The sequence below is a fragment of the Pseudomonas sp. USHLN015 genome, assembly GCF_037153275.1.
Classification (GTDB): Bacteria; Pseudomonadota; Gammaproteobacteria; order Pseudomonadales; family Pseudomonadaceae; genus Metapseudomonas; species Metapseudomonas tohonis.
This window is the reverse complement of record NZ_JBBCKP010000009.1, coordinates 366,904-384,759: the sequence shown is the minus strand read 5'-3', so window position 1 is coordinate 384,759 and position 17,856 is coordinate 366,904. Positions and strand designations below refer to the sequence as shown.

General features: G+C 70.5%; 18 protein-coding genes. 3 read left to right on the top strand and 15 right to left on the bottom strand.

Annotated features, from left to right (window positions below; all coding sequences use genetic code 11):
- Positions 1-508: 508 nt before the first annotated feature.
- A complete protein-coding gene (locus tag WFQ67_RS20345; RefSeq protein WP_337058022.1) occupies positions 509-997 on the top strand; it encodes a GFA family protein in 489 nt (162 codons plus the stop codon).
- Here WFQ67_RS20345 and WFQ67_RS20340 read toward each other — a convergent pair whose 3' ends face one another.
- Positions 998-2,503, bottom strand: a complete 1,506-nt coding sequence (locus WFQ67_RS20340; protein ID WP_337058021.1) for an MFS transporter — start codon at positions 2,501-2,503, stop codon at positions 998-1,000. It lies immediately after the preceding gene.
- 112 nt (positions 2,504-2,615) lie between these two features.
- Positions 2,616-3,416, bottom strand: a complete 801-nt coding sequence (locus tag WFQ67_RS20335) for a PH domain-containing protein (RefSeq protein WP_337058020.1) — start codon at positions 3,414-3,416, stop codon at positions 2,616-2,618.
- A gap of 298 nt (positions 3,417-3,714) precedes the next feature.
- Between WFQ67_RS20335 and WFQ67_RS20330 the strand changes: the two genes are divergently transcribed.
- Together WFQ67_RS20330 and WFQ67_RS20325 are read left to right on the top strand one after the other, a co-directional pair.
- On the top strand, positions 3,715-4,587 hold the full coding sequence (locus WFQ67_RS20330; protein WP_213625233.1) for an RNA ligase family protein: 873 nt from the start codon (positions 3,715-3,717) through the stop codon (positions 4,585-4,587).
- A complete protein-coding gene (locus tag WFQ67_RS20325) occupies positions 4,584-5,723 on the top strand; it encodes an AAA family ATPase (RefSeq protein ID WP_337058019.1) in 1,140 nt (379 codons plus the stop codon). Before WFQ67_RS20330 ends, WFQ67_RS20325 begins: the two co-directional genes overlap by 4 nt.
- A gap of 12 nt (positions 5,724-5,735) precedes the next feature.
- Here WFQ67_RS20325 and WFQ67_RS20320 read toward each other — a convergent pair whose 3' ends face one another.
- The 13 genes from WFQ67_RS20320 to gbpA form a co-directional block, all read right to left on the bottom strand.
- Positions 5,736-6,179, bottom strand: coding sequence for an SRPBCC family protein (locus WFQ67_RS20320; RefSeq protein ID WP_173177422.1), 444 nt, complete (start codon positions 6,177-6,179; stop codon positions 5,736-5,738).
- 214 nt (positions 6,180-6,393) lie between these two features.
- Positions 6,394-6,858: a type II secretion system protein GspM gene (gene gspM, locus WFQ67_RS20315; protein ID WP_337058018.1), complete on the bottom strand. Its 465-nt coding sequence runs from the start codon at positions 6,856-6,858 to the stop codon at positions 6,394-6,396.
- Positions 6,859-6,887: 29 nt separating this feature from the next.
- Positions 6,888-7,961 carry a type II secretion system protein GspL gene (gene gspL, locus WFQ67_RS20310; protein WP_337058017.1) on the bottom strand — a complete coding sequence of 358 codons (1,074 nt, stop codon included), beginning with the start codon at positions 7,959-7,961 and terminating at the stop codon, positions 6,888-6,890.
- A 12-nt stretch (positions 7,962-7,973) separates the two neighbouring features.
- Complete coding sequence (gene gspK / locus WFQ67_RS20305; protein ID WP_337058016.1) at positions 7,974-8,837, bottom strand: type II secretion system minor pseudopilin GspK; 864 nt, start codon at positions 8,835-8,837, stop codon at positions 7,974-7,976.
- A complete protein-coding gene (gene gspJ, locus WFQ67_RS20300; RefSeq protein ID WP_173177403.1) occupies positions 8,830-9,414 on the bottom strand; it encodes a type II secretion system minor pseudopilin GspJ in 585 nt (194 codons plus the stop codon). Before gspJ ends, gspK begins: the two co-directional genes overlap by 8 nt.
- Positions 9,411-9,779, bottom strand: a complete 369-nt coding sequence (gene gspI, locus WFQ67_RS20295) for a type II secretion system minor pseudopilin GspI (RefSeq protein WP_173177401.1) — start codon at positions 9,777-9,779, stop codon at positions 9,411-9,413. The genes gspJ and gspI overlap by 4 nt, the downstream gene beginning before the upstream one ends.
- Positions 9,766-10,242, bottom strand: coding sequence for a type II secretion system minor pseudopilin GspH (gspH, locus tag WFQ67_RS20290; RefSeq protein ID WP_213625226.1), 477 nt, complete (start codon positions 10,240-10,242; stop codon positions 9,766-9,768). The genes gspI and gspH overlap by 14 nt, the downstream gene beginning before the upstream one ends.
- 150 nt (positions 10,243-10,392) lie before the next feature.
- Positions 10,393-10,824, bottom strand: coding sequence for a type II secretion system major pseudopilin GspG (gene gspG, locus WFQ67_RS20285; protein WP_111261278.1), 432 nt, complete (start codon positions 10,822-10,824; stop codon positions 10,393-10,395).
- 15 nt (positions 10,825-10,839) lie between these two features.
- Positions 10,840-12,048 (bottom strand): type II secretion system inner membrane protein GspF, encoded by a 1,209-nt coding sequence (gene gspF / locus WFQ67_RS20280; RefSeq protein WP_213625225.1) that lies wholly within the window; start codon positions 12,046-12,048, stop codon positions 10,840-10,842.
- A 2-nt stretch (positions 12,049-12,050) separates the two neighbouring features.
- Positions 12,051-13,520, bottom strand: coding sequence for a type II secretion system ATPase GspE (gspE, locus tag WFQ67_RS20275; protein ID WP_337058015.1), 1,470 nt, complete (start codon positions 13,518-13,520; stop codon positions 12,051-12,053).
- Entirely contained in the window at positions 13,517-15,415 is a 1,899-nt protein-coding gene (gene gspD / locus WFQ67_RS20270) for a type II secretion system secretin GspD (RefSeq protein WP_337058014.1), read from the bottom strand. The genes gspE and gspD overlap by 4 nt, the downstream gene beginning before the upstream one ends.
- The gene (locus WFQ67_RS20265) at positions 15,412-15,933 is read right to left on the bottom strand and encodes a type II secretion system protein N (protein WP_337058013.1); all 522 of its coding nucleotides are present in this window, start codon (positions 15,931-15,933) and stop codon (positions 15,412-15,414) included. Before WFQ67_RS20265 ends, gspD begins: the two co-directional genes overlap by 4 nt.
- Positions 15,934-16,038: 105 nt before the next feature.
- Entirely contained in the window at positions 16,039-17,580 is a 1,542-nt protein-coding gene (gene gbpA / locus WFQ67_RS20260; RefSeq protein WP_337058012.1) for an N-acetylglucosamine-binding protein GbpA, read from the bottom strand.
- Between the last annotated feature and the right edge of the window lie 276 nt (positions 17,581-17,856).

Sequence of the window (17,856 nt, the reverse complement as noted above, 5' to 3'; positions counted from 1 at the left end):
TACGTTGCAGGCTCGAGGCCTAAGGGTGGACACGACTTCCAGCCCCTCCCCCGATGATCAGTCGGGGACTATTACCCCTGTGGAGGTATTTAGTCGAGATACAAGGGTGGAAGACGCTCTTTTCATCCACCAGGCGGTGCTGCCGGGAAGCACGCAAGGTGGACCGGTGAAGCGTGGTCCACCCTACACATGAGCCCAGTCCCGAGCCACCGCGCCAACCGGGGCGTAGGGTGGATGGCGCTTCTTTCATCCACCAATGGCGGTGCGCCCGGGCTGTGAGGGTGGGTCTCGCTACGCTTCACCATTTCGCCAATGAATTCGCTCCTACGATCGGCGCTTTGCCTGGCCGGGAGCGCTGCGCGCTCCTTGGCGACTGAAGTCGCCCCTACAGGGTACGTAGCCGCTGTAGGTCGGGTGCAACCCGACGGCTCACCCGACGAACTGCCCCGTGCAAAACCGCGATACGCCTGTCCAGATGCCCTGAACCCATTCGACCCGGGAGGTCGTCATGCACCTGGAAGGTTCCTGCCACTGCCAAGCCGTGGCCTTCAGCCTCGACAGCGCCCATCCCTATCCCTACCAGCGCTGCTATTGCTCCATCTGCCGCAAGACCCAGGGCGGGGGCGGCTATGCCATCAACCTGTCCGCTGACGCGAAGAGCCTCAGGGTCACCGGACGCAAGCACATCGGCGTCTATCACGCGCGGCTCAAGGAAGAGGGCGACGCACGGGCTCACGCCAGCACCGCCGAGCGACATTTCTGCACGCTGTGCGGCTCCGGGCTGTGGCTGTTCAGCCCAGAGTGGCCGGAGTTGATCCATCCCTTCGCCTCGGCCATCGACACGCCCTTGCCGGTGCCGCCGGAGCACACCCACCTGATGCTCGGCTCGAAAGCCGACTGGGTGGAGGTGGAGGCCGGCGCCAGGGACCAGCGCTTCGATGTCTACCCGCAGGAATCCATCGCCCAGTGGCACCAGCGCCTGGGCCTGGAGCGCTGATCAGGCCGTGCGCGGCTCGGCGTCCACCTGCGACAGTGGCGCCGCCACGCTTTCCAGCGGCTGGCGTTCCGCCGCCACGCCCCAGAAGGCCTGCACCAGGCCGGCGCCGATCATCAGGGCGGCGCCGATCAGGTAGCCGATGAACACGTTGCTGCGCTCCGCGCTTTCGATCAGCTGGCCGAACAGCAGCGGGCCGATGATGCCGCCCAGGCCGGTGCCGAAGGCATAGAACACGGCGATGGCCAGGGCGCGGATCTCCAGCGGGAAGGTCTCCGCCACCGTCAGGTAGGCCGAGCTTGCCGCCGCCGAGGCGAAGAAGAAGATCACCATCCAGGCGAGGGTCTGCTGGGTGGCGTCGAGCATCTCCTGCTGGAACAGGTAGCCGCTGAGCGTCAGCAGCACGCCGGAGATGACGTAGGTGCCGCTGATCATCACCCGCCGCCCAACGTGGTCGAACAGCCGGCCGAGCAGCAGCGGCCCGCAGAAGTTGCCGAGGGCGAAGGGCAGGATGTACCAGCCCACGTTCTCGCTGGGCACCTCGTAGAAATCGGTCAGCACCAGGGCGTAGGTGAAGAAGATGGCGTTGTAGAAGAACGCCTGGCTGGTGAGCAGGCTCAGGCCCACGATGGCGCGGCGCCGGTGCACGTTGAACAGCGTATGGAACACCTCGCTCAGGGGCGTGTGGTCGCGGCCGCGCAGGCGCATCTTCGGCAAGTGATCGATGCTGGAAAGCGCGTGGCCCTCGCGGCGGAAGCGCGCCTCGATGTCGTCGATGATCGCCAGGGCCTCCTGCGGCCGGTTGTGGATCATCAGCCAGCGCGGGCTTTCCGGCAGCCACAGGCGCATCAGCAGGATCACCAGGCCCAGCGCCGCGCCGATGCCGAAGCACAGCCGCCAGCCCATGTCGCCGCCGAGGATGTCCGGGTCCAGCAGGATGACCGAGCCCACCGCGCCCAGGGCCGCGCCGACCCAGAAGGTGCCGTTGATGCCCAGGTCCACCCAGCCCCGGAAGCGCGCCGGGGTGAACTCCTGGATGGTCGAATTGATGGCCGAGTACTCGCCGCCGATGCCGGCCCCGGTGAGGAAGCGGAACAGCATGAAGCTCCACATGTTCCAGGCGAAGGCGGTGGCGGCGGTGGCGCTGATGTACACGGCCAGGGTGAGGAAGAACATCTTGCGCCGGCCGATGCGGTCGGTGAGCCAGCCGAAGAACAGTGCGCCGAGCACCGCGCCGGCGATGTACATGCCGCCGGCCAGGCCCACCTCGGCATTGGTCAGGTGCAGCGCCGGGCTGTCCTTGAGCGCGCCAGCCACGGAGCCGGCGAGGGTCACCTCCAGGCCGTCGAGCAGCCAGGTGATGCCCAGCGCCATCACCAGCAGCGTGTGGAAGCGGCCCCAAGGCAGGCGGTCCAGGCGCGCGGGCAGGTCGGTCTCGTAGCAGCGCGGGTCATCGCCTGTGGCCGCGCGTTCCCGGGCGGCATCGGCGGGCAGGGTGGTCGAGTTCATCGCAGGCTCCCTTGATCTTGTTGTTGCAGGCCGTGGGCCTGGCCATTGATCAAGAGAGCGCCGGGGTTGGCGGGGAGTTCAGGTTGTTTGCCGGCCGGCGCGGGGCGGTTGGTTACAGGCTGCTGAGGACCTTGGCTTTCGCGCTTTCGTACTCGGCGGCAGAAAGCTTGCCCGCGTCGAACTGCTTCTTCGCCTCGGCCATGCCCTTGGCCAGCTTGTCGGCGCTGGCGGAGGCGGTCGCCGGGTTCATCAGCTTGGCCATGCCGGCCAGTGCGCCGAGATCCCCCTTGCCCTGGAAGGAGAAGGAGTCGCCTTCATCCACTGTGGTCTCGACGGTGGTGCGCGGTGAGCCGACGGTCGTGCGGCTCACCGTGCCGGGCGTCGCGCCGGAGAAGGCCGCGGAAAAGAGCGCGTCGAAGGCCGGGGTTCCCGGCATCGCGGCGCCCGGGATGGCCGCAGCCCCCGGGGCAGCCGGGCCGCCCGTGCTACCCGGCAGGCCGATGAAGCCGAGCCCCGAGCGCTCCTCCATGCCGCGGACGCGGTTCTTCTCCCGCCATTCCTGTTCCTGCTGCTGGCAGTAGACGTACAGGGCGCGGGCGCTTACCGGCTCCAGGCCGTCGATGCGCACCAGGGTGCCGTTGTACAGGCGCAGGCTCAGCACGGCGCCGAACAGGCCCGGCAGCAGGTTCTCGTCGATGGCGGCGTCCTGCAGGTCCTGCCAGCGGATGTCGTGCATGCGGTAGCCGCCGAACGTGCGGCGGATGAAGATCACCAGGCGCATGTTGGTGGCGACCACGATCTCCCGGCGGTGCTTCAAGGCCTTCAGGCGCAGCTGGTGCGAGCTCTGGACGATGGTCTCGTCGCCGAGCAGCAGGGATTTGAGGGTCGTGAGGGCGGCCTCGATCCGGTCCATGGGCATGCATTCCTGGGGCAGTGGGGTGGCGGCAGAGTGCCAGCTGCCGAAGCGCCGGGCAAGCACCCTGCGACACACTTCACACGGCCGTGTTGACAGCGCGGGTGCTGCGGGTTTTCAATGCGCGCCTTTCCGATCCACCCCTCCATCCAAGTGGTGAAGCCAATGCCCCGCGCCAGCCAACACGCCTGACACCGACGACGGTTCATCGAGCCCTGTTGCTGGCCGCCCCTGGGTGGCTTCCACTGATTCCCCGCGATGCACGTCGTCGGTTTTCCCTTTTTCACAGGAGAAGACCATGACGGATCATTCCTGCGCCCATGCGCACAATCTCGAGCTGTTCAAATACCCGAGGACCCCGCACCTCGAATCCTCGCGCCTGCAGATCGGTGACAGTGACGCCGACCAGCTGGCCTACCGCGAGCTCGCCGGCTGCCACCTGGTGGTGGAGGAGAAGCTCGACGGCGCCAACGCCGCCATCAGCTTCTCGGCCGGTGGCGAGCTGCTGCTGCAGTCCCGCGGCCACTACCTGATCGGTGGCGGCCGCGAGCGCCAGTTCAGCCAGTTCAAGCAGTGGGCCCGGGCCCACGAGCACCGGCTGCTGGAGCGGCTGGAGGACCGCTACGTGCTGTTCGGCGAGGTGTGCAGCAAGCTGCATTCGGTGTTCTACGACCGGCTGCCGCACCTGTTCCTCGAGTTCGACATCTGGGACCGCCAGCAGCGGGCCTTCCTCTCCACCCGGGCGCGGCGCGCGTTGCTGGCCGGCAGCCCGGTGCTGTCGGTGCCGGTGCTCCACGAGGGCCCGCCGCCGCCTCGCCTGGCGGACCTGCTGAAGCTGGTGCGGCCGTCCCTGGCGCGCTCCGCCGGCTGGCGCGACGCGTTCGTCGACACCGTGCGGCGCGAGGGGCTGGACCTGGCCCGCGCCCAGGCCAACAGCGATCGCTCCGAGCTGATGGAAGGGCTGTACCTGAAGATCGAGAGCCCCGAACACACCCTGGGCCGGGTCAAGTGGGTACGCCCGGACTTCGTCCAGGCCATCCTCGATTCCGGCATCCACCATTCCCAGCAGCCGTTCATCCCCAACCTGCTGGCTCCGGGCGTCGATCTCTACGCCCCCGAGCCGGTGGTGACCTGGGCCGACCTGGCTGCCACACAAGGACGACACGAATGAACATGGAACGACTGCGGGCCCTGGTGCCCGCCCCCGGCAGCGCGGCGGACTTCGATGCCTGCCTGGCGCTGATCCCGGCGCTGGGCGAGTTGGCCTGCACCCCGCAGGACCCGGTTTACCACGCCGAAGGCGATGTCTGGACCCACACCAGGATGGTGGTCGAGGCGCTGCTGGAGCAGGGCGCCTATGCCACGGCGGACGCCGACGAACGCTTCGTGCTGTTCTTCGCCGCCCTGCTGCACGACCTCGCCAAGCCGGCGACCACGGTGATAGACGAGGCCACCGGCAAGATCGGCCAGCCCGGCCATTCGCGGCGCGGGGCCATCGACGCGCGCATCCTGCTGTGGCGCGCCGGCGTGCCCTTCGCCCTGCGCGAGCGCATCTGCCGGATCATCGCCGTGCACCAGCTGCCGTTCTTCGCCCTGGCGGGGGACAAGAGCGGGCGCTCGGCGGAGTTCATCCTGCACAAGCTGTCCTGGGAGCTGCCGGTGTGGATGCTCTGCGCCGTGGCGCGGGCCGACATGCAGGGCCGCGACTATGTCGGCAAGCAGGCGCTGCTGGACGATATCGAACTGGTCGAGCAACTGGCCGAGGAAGAGGGTTGCCTGCGCGGGCCCAGGGCTTTCGTCGACGCGCACACGCGGGTGCGCTATTTCCGGGGGGCGCGGGTGCTGCCGGACTATCCCCTGCACCGCGAGGTCCAGGGCTCCGAGGTGATCGTCCTGTCCGGGCTGCCGGCCAGCGGCAAGAACTCCTGGCAGGCGAAACACAAGCCGGACCTGCCGGTGATCTCCTACGACGACGCGCGCGAGGCGCTGGGCCTGCGTCATGGGCAGGACGAGGGCGCCGCCGCGCACTTCGCCATCGACCAGGCCAAGGCGCTGCTGCGCGAGCGCCGGCCCTTCGTGTGGAACGCCACGCACCTGTCGGCGCAGATGCGCAAGAAGACCCTCGACCTGCTCTACGCCTACGACGCCCGCGTGCAGCTGGTGTACCTGGAGGCCAGCGAAGCGGAGATACGCCGGCGCAACACCCGGCGCGACAGCAGCCTGCGCAACCAGGACATCGCGCGGATGCTGTTCAAGTGGGAGGTGCCGCTGCCCACCGAGGCCGAGGAGGTGATCTACCCCGGCTGAGGTGGCGCCGCGTCAGGGGGTGTCGAGGGCGCGGGCCAGGTGGCCGAGGATCATGTTCCAGCCGTCGCGGGTGGCGCTGGCGTAGTGCGCCCAGGCGGGCCGCATCGCGTGCTCCAGCAGCAGTTCGCAGCCTTCGGCCAGCGGGGTGAAGGCGAGGCTGATGCGGTCGCGGGAAGGGTCGTTGCGGTCGATGCCGAAGGTGAACACCAGGCGTGTCGGCCGCTCGATCTCCAGGTACTCGCCCAGGTGCTCGGCGTCCTCCCCGCCACGCCGTTCGATGATGCAGTAGCTGCCCGCCACCCGGGCGTCGATGTCCACCACGCGCATCTCGCCATCCGCGGTGGCGAACAGGAAGCGCGAGGCGATCGCCGGGTCGAGCCAGGCGTCGAACACCTGCTCGGCGCTCTGGCGGAAGCGCCGCGTGACGCTGATGGTGGTGGGGGCCGCTTCGGTCATCGGGTGGCTCCTGGACCTGGGGTTGTCGTGTTGGACCGCCTCACGCGCTCCGGGTGCCGGCGGTGTCGGCGACGAACTGCCGAAGCCTAGCAGTTGCCCCCTGTCGCCTGCGAGTGCCACCACGGCCAGGACGACCCCGGGGCGTTGGCTGCGCCGGCTGTTGCAGGGGCCTTCCCCAAGGGCCCTGGCTGCTGCCCGGGCCGGGGTGCCCGCGTCAGGCGGAAGGCCCCACCAGCAGGCGCACGCGTGCGCGGCCCTCGGGGCTGACTTCCAGGGCCAGGCTGTTCACCTCGGCACCCGCCCGCTCCAGCGCCTGCAGCCAGGCGAGCAGGTCGTCGAGGGCGCCTTCCAGGCCCAGGTCGATGCGTCCGCCGCCCTCGTGATCCATGCGCTCGATGGCCAGCCGCGACTCGGCGCTGGTGCGCGCCAGCAGGCCGGGCAGGGCGTCGCTGGCCAGCGTCGGCCGGGGCGTGGCCTGTGGCAGCGCGGCCAGCCCGACCTGCTCTAACAGCGCCCGTTGGTAGTCCTCCTCGGCATGGTGCAGCGCCTCGCGCTGGGGCTGCAGCAGTGCGCTCCAGAGCAGCACCGGGCCGAGGAACAGGGCGAGCAGGAGCAGTGCGCGGCGCTCGCGAGCGGGCAACTGGCGCCAGCGTGATTGCAGGGCGGGAAAGGGGTTCATGGTGGCTCTCCTGTCGTGGCTGGCCGGTTTCATCGGGTGATCCGCAGGCGGGTGCTGACGCCTTCGCCGCTGCGCGTGCTGGAGTCGGCCTGGACGTTCAGCCCCTGGGCGAGCAGCCCTTCGCGCAGGCGTTCGATATCGGCGAAGGAGCCGGCCTCCACCCGCAGCGTCCAGCCCTCGTCGGCCCGGTAGTCGAGCTGGCGCACCTGGGCCAGGCTGCCGCCGCTGGCGCTCCAGGTGGCGGCCAGTTCGTGCAGCTCCTGCCCTACACCTTTCGCGGAGCGGCCGGAGCTGGCCTGTCGGGCCTGCAATTGCCGGCCGAGATCGACCAGCGGCTCGCCGGGAAAGCGCTGCTGCCACTCGGCCTGGTTGGCCTGCTGGAACTCTGCGGTGTCGCGTTCCAGCCAGTGGCGGTGCAGGCGGTCCTGGACCCCTTGCGCGGCGCAGGCGACCACCAGCAGCCCCGCTGCCAGCGCCCAGCCGGGACGCTGGCCGCCCCGCTTGGCGAACTCGCCCTGGCGCAGGTCGATGGCCCGGCGCGAGCCGTCCGCCAGCAGCGGCCAGGGCGCCTGCTCCAGGCGCCGCAGGCCGTCGGGCAGCAGCGCGGCGAGTTCCCCCAGGCGGGCCTCCTGCAGCGCGCCGAACAGGGCGGGGTCGCCGCCGAGCAGACAGCGGCCGGCGCAGGGCAGGGCGCAGGGCTCCTCCGGCGGCAGGCAGTCGGCGTCGACATGGATGCGTGCCGGCACCAGCCCGAACCCGGCCAGGCGGGCCAGCAGCTCGCGCAGCCATTGCCGGTCGACGGCGATCACCCGGCACTGGCGGTCGACCAGGGCGCCGCGTGCCAGGTGCAGGGCGTCGAGCTCCTCCAGCAGGACCTCTTCCAGCGCGGAGTCCAGCGCCTGGCGCAGCCAGCGGCCACTGCGCGAGGGCACCTGCACCCGATGCAGGCTGGCCGCCTCGGCCGGCAGCAGCAGGGTCAGGCGCAGGCCGGCGAGGCGTGCGGCGGCCTGGTGCAGGTCGCCCTGTTCGGGCTCGCCGTTCTCCAGCCACCAGGTGGCCGTGTCGGGGTCAGTGGGGGAAGCGAGGTGGAGCCAGGCGTGCACGGGTTCGATCCTTCAGGGTTGGGTGGGGGCCAGCAGCTGCCGGCGCAGCACGGCGAGGGTGCCGTCCGCTTCCAGGCGCAGGTCGCTGGCCAGATACAGGCGTCGTTCGCCCAGTTCGGCGGCGAGGTGCACGCGGAAGTGGCGGCTGTCCACGGCCAGGCCACGGCTGTTCAATTCGCGGCCGTGCAGCAGCGGCAGCTCGACGAAGGCCTGCACGCTGGCGTAGCCCTGGGCGGGGCGGCCCTGCACCAGGGTGCGGGCGATGCCCGGGTCGAGGCCTTCGAGGGCGGCCAGTTGCTCGGCGCTGGCGGTGTTGAGGTTGAGGGCGCTGCCGCCCAGGGTGGCGACGAAGGGGCGCAGGCGTTGCAGGTCGGCGCCGCCCAGGGGCTCCAGGCGCAGCAGTTCGCTGCTGTCGGCCAGGGGCTGGGGCTTGCCGTCGTGGCCCGGGCGCGAGGGCAGCCGCGCCGGGTCGTGGGGGGGCAGGTCGAGCAGCTTCAGCAGGCGCTGGTAGCGGGCGCGGGCCGGGCCGTTGCTGCTGCGCAGGGTGTCGAGGTCGAAGCGCCCGGCGAGGTCTTCCACGCGGATGCGCACGAGCCCGCCGTCGAGTTCGAGCGCCTGGTCGCGTGCCCAGCCCTGGCCCAGGTGCACGCGCAGCGGCTCCTCGCGCTCGCCGAGCTCCTCGTGCAGGCGCTGGCGTGCCAGGGCCTCGCCGCTCAGGGCCAGTTGCCAGAGCTGCTGCTGGTGCAGCTGGTTGGCGCTGCTGGCCAGGCTCAGGCGTTGGCGGGCGAGCATGTCGCTGATGATCAGGGTCACCAGGGCGGTGATCAGCAGCACGCTGATCAGCGCAACGCCCCGTTGCCGGGCGTGCTCACTCATGCCGTTGCCCCGGGCTGCCGGGCAGCGGGATGACCCTGCGGATGTCCGGGAAACCAGGGGCGTCCAGCTCGATCTCCAGCGCACGCGGCAGGGCCAGCGCCCCATCGGCGGCGGGCCAGGCGTCCCGCGCCTGGCCGCTGGCGTCGATGTAGCGCAGGCGGGTCAGGGTGACGCCGTCCAGCAGGCGCTGGCTGCGCAGGGTGCCGCCGTCCAGGTCCTGGTAGTCGCGCAGCCAGCGACCCTGGTCCCAGCGGTGGGCGGCCTGCAGCACCTCGCTGCGGCGCTCCTGCAGCGGGTTGGCCCAGCCGCCGCGCACCAGGCGCAGCTCATGGCCGTGGCCGATCAGCGCCTGTCGCCGGCTGGGGTCGTCGGCGAGCGGGTGGGGCATGGCCTGCCACAGGTCGCGTTGCAGCACGTCCAGCGCCCGTTGCAGCTGGCGCAGTTCGCGCTCGTGCTGCTGGATGCGCCGCTCGCTGTGCAGCACGCGCTCCAGCAACTGGTAGCTGGCCAGGCCGAGCAGGCTGAACAGGGCCATGGCGATGAGCACTTCGAGCAGGGTGAAGCCGCGCTGCGTCATGGCGCCGCCTCGATCAGGCCGCTGAGGCGGGCGCGGACCCGGGGCGGCGTGCCCGGCTCGGCCACTTCCAGGGTGACCCGGCGCAACCCGGCGCTGGTGGCCTGGCCGACCTCGCTGAACAGCAGCCACTGGCGCCCGGCGAAGGCGATGCGCTCCTGGCGCAGGCCGGGCTCGGGCGCGCGCATGCCGGCGCGCAGCTCGTTGAGGCGGTTGTCGGCCAGCCACTGGGCGAGGCTGCGCTCGGTGAGCCCGGCGCTGTTGCCGGCGATATGCCCGGCGGCGCTGTACAGGGCAACGGACAGGGTGGCGAAGATGGCCAGGGCCACCATCACCTCCAGCAGGGTGAAGCCGTCAGGGCGCCTCAATGCGCACCTCCTCCAGGCCGTCGCTGGCGAGGGTCAGCTGCGGCTTGCCGCGCAGCTCCAGGAGCAGGGTGAAGGGGGAGATCTCGTCGCTGGAGAGCACCAGCAACTGCGGGCCGCCAGCCGTGGCCACCGGGGCATGCTCGTCACGCTGCAACCGCAGGCGCAGCGACGGCGCCAGTTGCTGCGGGCGGTAGCCGGGCGCGGGCCGCCAGCGGCCGTCAGCCTCCAGGCGTTGCACGCTGTAGCCATCGGTGTCGATGCGCAGGCCGAACTGGCTGTGGCCGAGCACAGCGTCCTCGCGCAGCAGCGCGATCAGTGCACCCAGCCGCTCGGCCTCGCGTCGCGCCTGCTGGCCACCGTTGTCACCCTGGGCCAGCCCGGCGAGCCCCGCCACCAGCCCCACCAGGAGGATGACCACGAGGATCTCCAGCAGGGTGAATCCCCGTGCCCGCGCGCGGGTCATGGCCACACTCCATCGCGAATGAATTCGCTCCCACAGAGGGGCAGCTTGCTTCGTAGGATGGGTAGAGCTGAGCGAAACCCATGCTGCCCAGGTGATGGGTTTCGCAGGGCTCCACCCAGCCTGCGGAATGGGTGCTTGCGCGGGGGCATCTCAGCGATCCCAGTTGCCGATGTCGGCGTTGAGGCCCTCGCCGCCGGCGCGGCCGTCGGCACCGAAGGAGAACAGGTCATAGGCGCCGCGGCTGCCGGGGACGATGAACTGGTAGGGGTTGCCCCAGGGGTCGACGGGCAGGCGCTTGAGGTAGCCATCGGGGTTCCAGTTGCGCGCGGGCGGGCTGCCGGCGGGCCGGGTGACCAGGGCGTCGAGCCCTTGCTGGGTGCTGGGGTAGCCGTGGTTGTCGAGCTTGTAGATGTCCAGCGCCATGGCGATGGCGTTGATGTCGGCGCGGGCGGCGGTGACCTTGGCCTGGTCCGGGCGGCTCATGATCTGCGGCACCACGAGGGCGGCGAGCACGCCGAGGATGACGACCACGACCATGATCTCGATGAGGGTGAAGCCCTGTTCTCTGCGTCGGTTGTGCATGGGGGTTCCTGCCGTTCAGGCGATGAGTTGGTTGAGGCTGAGGATGGGCATGAGGATCGCCAGCACGATCACCAGGACGCTGGCGCCCATGAACACCAGCATCGCCGGCTCGAACAGGCCGACGAGCATGGCGATGCGGTTGGCGAGCTGGGTTTCCTGCTGGCGCGCGGCGCGGTCGAGCATGGAGTCCAGCTCGCCGGAGCGTTCACCGCTGGCGATCATGTAGAGCATCATCGGCGGGAACAGCGCACTGCGTTCCAGGGCCCGGGTCAGGGCGCCACCTTCGCGCACGGCGCGGGCGACGTCTTTCAGACCGGTCCGAATCTGCCCGTTGGCCACCACCTCCGCGGCGATTTCCAGCGCGTCCACCAGCGGCACCCCGCTGCGCCCGAGGATCGCCAGGGTGCTGGTGAAGCGCGTGCAGTCGCTGGCCCGCAGCAGGCGGCCGAACAGCGGCAGGCGCAGTTGCAAGCGGTGCCAGGTGAGCCGCGCGCCCGGCAGGCGCAGGGCCAGGCGCAGACCGAAGGCGAGGGCGGCGATGATGATCAGGCCCGCCAGGCCATGGCGCTGCAGCGCCTCGCTGGTGGCTATCAGGCCGCGGGTCAGGACGGGCAGTTCCTGGCCGCTGTCGATAAACACCTTGACCACGTCCGGCACCACGAAACCGAGCAGGAAACCGACGATGCCGAAGGCCGCCAGCAGCAGGATGCTCGGGTAGAGCAGCGCCAGTTGCACCTGCTGGCGCGCGGCCTGGCGCGACTCGGTGTAGTCGGCCAGTTGCAGCAGCACCTGGCCCAGGTGCCCGGCACGCTCGCCGGCGGCGACGGTGGCGCGGTACAGCGGCGGGAAGGCGCGGGGGAAGTCGGCCATGGCGCGGGCCAGGCCGTGTCCCTCCAGCACCCGCGCGCGGATGGCCAGGACCATGGCCTGCTGGCTGCGTTTTTCCGACTGTGCGGCGACGGCGGCCAGCACCTCTTCCAGGGGCAGCGCGGCCTGCACCAGGGTCGCCAGTTGGCGGGTGAGCAGGGCCAGGGCGGCGGCGTTGAGCCCCCGGGCCGATGCCCGCGTCCCGGGTACGCGGCCACCCCGGGCTGCGCGCAGGCGCAAGGGCACCAACTGGCGGTCGCGCAGCAGCTGGCGGGCCTGGCGTTCGCTGTCGGCTTCCTGCACGCCGCGCTGGCGGGCGCCGCTGGCGTCCATGGCGAGGTATTCGTAGGCGGCCATGCTCAGTCCTCCCGGGTCACGCGCAGCAGCTCATCGAGGCTGGTAACGCCGGCCAGCACCTTGTCGCGACCATCCATGAACAGGCTCGGGCCATGGCGGCGGGCGTGGCGGGTCAGCTCGGCTTCGCCGGCGCCCTGGTGGATCAGCTGGCGCAGCGCCTCGTCCAGCAGCACCAGTTCGTAGAGCCCCTGGCGGCCGCGGTAGCCGCTGTGCTGGCAGGCGGGGCAACCCACCGCGTGCCACAGCGGGGGCGGCGCGGCCGCGTCCAGCCCCAGGTGGGTGCAGGCGGCGGCATCGGCCGGGTGCTGCGCCTTGCAGTGCGGGCAGAGCACGCGCACCAGGCGCTGGGCCAGCACGCCGACCAGCGAGGTGCAGAGCAGGAAGGGCTCGACGCCCATGTCCACCAGGCGCGTGACCGCGCCCACCGCGCTGTTGGTGTGCAGGGTGGAGAGCACCAGGTGGCCGGTGAGGGAGGCCTGCACGGCGATCTCGGCGGTCTCGCGGTCGCGGATCTCGCCGACCATCACCACGTCCGGGTCCTGGCGCAGGATGGCGCGCAGGCCCCGGGCGAAGGTCATGTCGACCTTGGTGTTGACCTGGGTCTGGCCGATGCCGGGCAGGTGGTATTCCACCGGGTCCTCGATGGTGAGGACGTTGCGGCTGGCGCTGTCGAGGCTGGCGAGCCCGGCGTAGAGCGTGGTGGTCTTGCCCGAGCCGGTGGGGCCGGTGACCAGGAGGATGCCGTGGGGCCGGGCCAGGGCGCCTTCCAGGCGGGTACGGGTGTCGTCGTCCATGCCCAGGCGGGCGAGGTCGAGGCGCCCGGCCTGCTTATCCAGCAGGCGCATCACCACGCGCTCGCCGTGGGCGGAGGGCAGGGTGGAGACACGCACGTCCACCTCGTGTCCGGCGAGGCGCAGGGCGATGCGGCCGTCCTGGGGGATGCGTTTCTCGGCGATGTCCAGGCGCGCCATGACCTTGATCCGCGACACCAGCAGGCCCGCCAGTTCGCGGCGCGGGCGGAGGATCTCGCGCAGCAGGCCGTCCACCCGCATGCGCACGGACAGGTGCCGCTCGAAGGTCTCCAGGTGGACGTCCGAGGCGCGGGCCTTCACCGCCTCGCCGAGGATGGCGTTGATCAGGCGGATGATCGGGGCGTCGTCCTCCTGCTCCATCAGGTCGGTGGTCTGCGGCAGCTGGTCGGCGAGGCTGGCCAGGTCGTCGTGCCCGGCCATCTGCTCGTCCAGGCCCTCGGCCACCTGCTGGGCATCGCCCTGGCCGTCCTGGTAGCAGAGCGCCAGGCGCTCGGCGAAGGCGTCGGCGTCCAGCACCTGGCAAAGGGTGGGCTCGCCATGCTGGCGACGCACTTCGGCGACGATCACCAGTGCCGCATCGGCGCGGCACAGCAACTGCCCGGCGTCCAGCAGCACGCCGTGGCGACGGGCGTAGGCGAAGGGCAGGCGCGCGCTGCTCATCGGCTGCCGCCCCGGCGCAGGTCGAGCGCCGGCTCGGCGTCGATCTCGAACAGCTGGCGCGGCTCGCTGGGCAGCAGCAACCGGTTGGCGGCCGGGTCGCTGGCGCGCAGCCGGCGCAGGCCGTCGTAGCGGCGCTGGCCCAGGTCCTCGGCGGAGGCGCTGTTGCGCAGCAGGGTGGGGCGCAGGAAGACCATCAGGTTGGTCTTCTCCACCACTTCCTTGGAGGAGCGGAACAGCGCGCCCAGCAGCGGGATGTCGCCCAGCAGCGGCACCTTGCTGACCTGGACCCTGGCGTTGTCCTTGATCAGGCCACCGATGACGATGATCTGGCCGTCGTCGGCGAGGATGGTGCTCTTCACCGAGCGCTTGTTGGTGATCACGTCGCTGGTGGCGATGCCCGCCGGCGCGGCGGCCAGCTCGGAGCTCTCCTGCTCCACCTTCAGGCGCAGGGTGTCGCCCTCGTTGATGTGCGGGGTGACCTTGAGGGTGATGCCGATGTCGCGGCGCTCCACCGTGGTGAAGGGGTTGGAGGCGCCGGCGCTGTCGGTGGTGTAGGAGCCGGTCTGGAAGGGCACGTTCTGGCCGACGAGGATCTCCGCCGCCTCGTTGTCCAGGGTCAGCAGGCTGGGGGTGGAGAGCAGGTTGTTGTTGGAGTCGCTGGAGAGCGCGTTGATCAACGCGCCGAAGTCGCGGCTGCCGATGCCGATCAGGGTGCCGTCGGGCAGGGCCGGGCGCTTGCCGCCCTCGGCCCCGGCGATCACCGAACCGATGGCCAGGCCGCTGCCGCCGAACTGCACGGCGCCGGCGATATCGCCGCCGCGCCCGGCCCACTGCACGCCAAGGGCCTGGTTGATGTCGCCGCTGACTTCGACGATCGCCGCCTCCACCAGCACCTGGGCGCGTGGGCGGTCGAGCTGGGCGATGATGCCGTCGAGCATGGCCAGTTGGGCGGGCTCGGCCATCAGCACCAGGGCGTTCTGGCTCTCGTCGGCGCTGATGAGGATGGAGCCGGCCTGGCCTTCCTTGCCGCCGCGACCGACTTCGAGGCGCTTGCCGATGCCGCTGAGCAGCTCTGCCATGAGCTTGGCGTCGCTGTGGTGCAGGCGCAGCACGCGGGTACCGTCGCTGGCGTCGCCGGGCACATCAAGGGCCCGCGCCAGGCTCGCCATCTGTGCCCGGGCGGGCTCCGGGCCGATGAGGATCAGGCGGTTGCTGCGGGCGTCCGCCACGGCCTTGGCCGAGGGCGCGCCGGAACCGGCCTGACCGACGCTTTCGCTGAGGGTGGCGGCCAGGTCGCTGGCCCAGGCGTGGCGCAGGGGCAGGGTGCTGAAGGCGCGCTGGCCGGAGGCGTCCAGCTCGGCGACCACCTGGCGTATGCGCTCGACGTTGCTGGCGCTGTCGGTCACCACCAGGGCGTTGGCCGTGGTGGAGGGCGCGATGTAGGCATCGGTGGCCACCAGCGGGCGGACCACGGCGGCCACTTCGGCGGCGCTGGCGTTGCGCAATGACAGCACCTGGGTCACCACCGCCTCGCCGCCGCTGCCGTCGTGTTCGCTGGCGCGGGTCTTGGCATCGGCGACCGGGACGATGAGCACGCGGTCGCCCTGTTCCAGCGCGGCGAAGCCCTGGCTGCGCAGCACGCTGAGGAAGAGGGCGTAGATGCCGGCCTGATCGAGGGCGGCAGCCGATTGCACGGTGACCTTGCCGCTCATGCGTGGGTCCAGGACCATGGTCTTGCCGGTGATCGCACCGACTTCGCTGACCAGGTCGCGCAGGTCGGCGTCCTTCATGTTGAGGGTCCATTGGCGCTCCTCGTCCTTGGTGGCTTGGGCGACGAGAGGGCAGAGCAGGGTGCCGAGCATCAGCAGGGCGCGGGTGGTGCGGATGAGATTCATGGCGTCGTCTCGGGCGAGTGCGCTGGCGTGACCATGGGCACCAGCAGGGTTTCGGCGGGGCGGGCGAAGCCCAGGCGTTGTTCGCGGCCATTGCGCAGGATGAGTACGTGGTCGGTCTCCACGCTGCGCAGCAAGGCGCCGCCGGGCAGGCGTTCGCCGGGGCGGTGGAAGGCGCTGCCGCCGGGGGAGGCGATCAGCGCGCGGGAGTCGTCGGGGTGCTCGGCACGCAGGCTGGCGAGCAGGGTCAGGGGCATGCCGGGGTCTTCCTCGTGAGCGTCCGGCTGCGGAGGCATGGCGCCGAACATCAGGGCGACGGCGGTGGCATCCAGGGGCGGCGCTGGCAGGGCCGTCGGCAGCGGCGGCCTGGTCGGCTGCGCCTGGGCCTGGGTCCGCAGGGCCTGGCGGTAGTCACCGCTGGCCAGGCCCAGCCAGGCCAGCCAGGCGCACAGCAGCAGCGCGGCCAGGGCGTGCAGGGCCCGGGGCGGCAGCGCGCGCGGCAGGGTGGGGACGAGCGTCATGGCGGCGGTTCCGTCGGGGACGGGAACGGCCCGGCGGCTCCTGGCCGTCGGGCGTTCCGGTTCGTTGGGGAGGGGGCTCGGGCCTTGGCCCGGCCCCCGGTCGGGTTACTTGCGGTCCCAGGCCATGCTGGAGTGGGAGCCCTTGCCCGGCTCGAACTGGCTCGAACCCGGGGTCCACTGCTTGCAGTAGCCGCTGGCGGGGAAGGGCTTGCACTCGTAGACGTTGCCGTCCTTGGCCAGCACGGTGGTGCCGGCCTTGTAGCCGGCCAGGCCGTCCGGGAAGACGAAGTCGTACTTGGCATTGCCCGGGTTTTCGCCTTCGCCCGGGTTCTCGCCACCGTTACCCGGCTCGGCGATCAGGCTGAAGCTGTGGGTCTGCTGCAGCAGCTCGCCCTTCTTCGGCGTGGCCACCACCACCAGGTCATGCTTGCCGGCTTCGGCCTTCAGCAGCGGGATGTGGAAGTGCGGGGTATTACCCGGTGCGGCTTCCTGGTGGGCGACGGTCTCGCCCTTGGCGTTGAGCACCGTGGCCTTGACCTGGTACTCGCCGCCCTGGGCGATGGCGTTGAAGTGCAGGTCGGCCTTGCCGTCCTTGATCTGGTAGCTGTCCTGCAGGCCGGTCAGGCCCAGGGAGCCCGGAATGCTCGGCTGGTCCTTCTGCACCTCGACGCGTACCACCTTGCTGTCGGCCTTAACATGGATGCCGTTGCGGCCGTAGTTGGGCACGACGTCGCCGGTGGTGTTCAGCTCGCCCAGCTTGTAGCCGAGGTCGGCGGCGTTGACCTTCTGCGCCAGCAGGAAGGGCCAGTTGTTGGCCTGGGCCTGGTTGGCGTTTTCGATCTTCAGCGAAATGCTGTTGAGCTGCCCGGTCTTGGCGAAGGCACGCAGGGTCACGGTGTCGCCGACGCTCAGGGGCTCGGGCTGCACGGCGCCGATCTGGTTCCATTCCGGTGCCGGCGGGGTGGTGCCACCGTTGCCGGCGCCCTCGTTGTCGATGTTGACGTCGACGGCCTGGTAGAAGGTGGCGTCGGTGTCGCCGATGCGCCAGGTGGCAAGGATCACGTGGTAGCCGCTGCGGTCAGTGGGGATGTTCAGGCGGTGGGTGCTGGAGCCCTGGGACACCGGCTTGGCATGACCGCTGGTGGCGAAGTCCTCATGCAGCAGCGGGGCAGCTTCGAAGGAGGCGCGGGTCAGCGGCTTGTTGGGGTTCCAGTCCTTCTTGGTGATGTAGAACTGCCAGTAGGCGGTGGCGTGGCCGGCGGTGTACTTCCAGCGGAATTCCTGCATGCCGGGCTTGATGGTGGTCTTGTGCCAGCGGGTGGCGGTCTGCTCGTTCAGCTGGCTGTAGGAGTTGTGGCCGCCGGCGGCGATGGTGCCATCGGCCGGGCCGCATTCACGGAAGGTGCCGCCGCACCACTTGCCACCGAAGTGGTTCTGCGCGTCGGGGCGGTATTCCACGCTCTGCGGTTCCCACTGGATGGAGCCGCAGTTGGCGTTGAGGTTGCCGCCGCTCATGCTGCACATCAGCGAGCGGGATTTCGGGCTCTCGATGTAGCCGTGGGAGAAGGCTTGCTGGGATGCCAGGGTGGCGAGCCCGACCGCGAGGGCCAGGGGCAGCTTGCGCAGGGAGCGCTTGGAAATGCTCATCGAAGTACCTTTCTGAGAGGGTCGAAAAATGGGCGCTCCGATACCGCCGCCTGTTGCGAGCAGGCCCGCCGCGACAGGTTGGCGGCGCTATCTGGAGCGGATTCAGGATGCCTCCGGGGAGGTTCCTGTCCCATCGGACGAGTCCGAGAATGGCTTTGTGAATGCGCGGGGGCGGCGACGCGGGGACGGGGTGGCGAAGTCGATACCGGGGGGGCGCGAAGGCGATCGAGCTGCTTGAATCAAAGGTCGTCGAGGAATGTCAGAGCAAATGTCCAG